This window comes from Streptomyces sp. NPDC001480, from assembly GCF_042894725.1.
Taxonomy (GTDB): Bacteria; Actinomycetota; Actinomycetes; order Streptomycetales; family Streptomycetaceae; genus Streptomyces.
In genome coordinates this window covers 559,755-560,525 of record NZ_JBIAVX010000005.1, presented here as the reverse complement: position 1 = coordinate 560,525, position 771 = coordinate 559,755, and positions in this window count along the sequence as shown.

Here is a 771-nt window from a genome sequence, read left to right as displayed (position 1 = left end):
TGACCGTGGGGGCCGCTCGCTTCTTGGCATTGTCGTGCTTCCGCGATCCGAGTAAAGGGCGCTGCGCGTCGGCTACGCCGATGGCCCTTCGGGCCACCCTTGACTCGGCTCGCTCCAGCACGGGTGAGAAGCGAGCGAGCGGCCCGGAAAGGCGGTGGCCGGGGCGGGGAGCCCTTGCGTGGGCTGGGCTGCGGAGCGGAGTTGGGGGGCGCGGGGCCCTTGCGTGGGCTTGGGTGCGGGCCGGGGTTGGGGGGGCGCGGTCGCGCCTCGCCTGCACGCCGGGTGGGATCGGCGGCGATCGGTGGGGTGCGCGCTGAGTGGGTGGCGGCACGCCGGGCCGGCTTGGCGGCTTGCGGTGGGTGGGGGCTTGGGGCGCGCGGTCGGCGAGTGGTGGCGCGCCCGGTGGCTTGGCGACTTACGGTCGGTGGTGGGGGGCTTGGGGTGCGCGTCGGTGAGTGGTGGCGCGCCGGGGGGGGCTTGGCGGTTTGCGGCCGGTGGGGCGGCGGCTGGGGGTGCGCGCTGCACGGGTGGCGGCACGCCGGGGCAGTCGAGCGACTTGCGGCCGGTGGGCTGGGGGCACGCAGGGGTGGCTTGGCGGTTTGACGGCTTGCGGTGGGTGGGCGGTGGTGGAGGTGGCGGGCGTTGGGCGGGTGGCGGCAGGCCTAGTGGCAATCCACGGTCCCCGCCTACGGTGCCAGGCCCGGGCCTGCACCTCCGGCCCTCCGGCCCAGGCGGCGTCCCACGCCCGGTGGCTTCCCGCGCCTGGCGGCG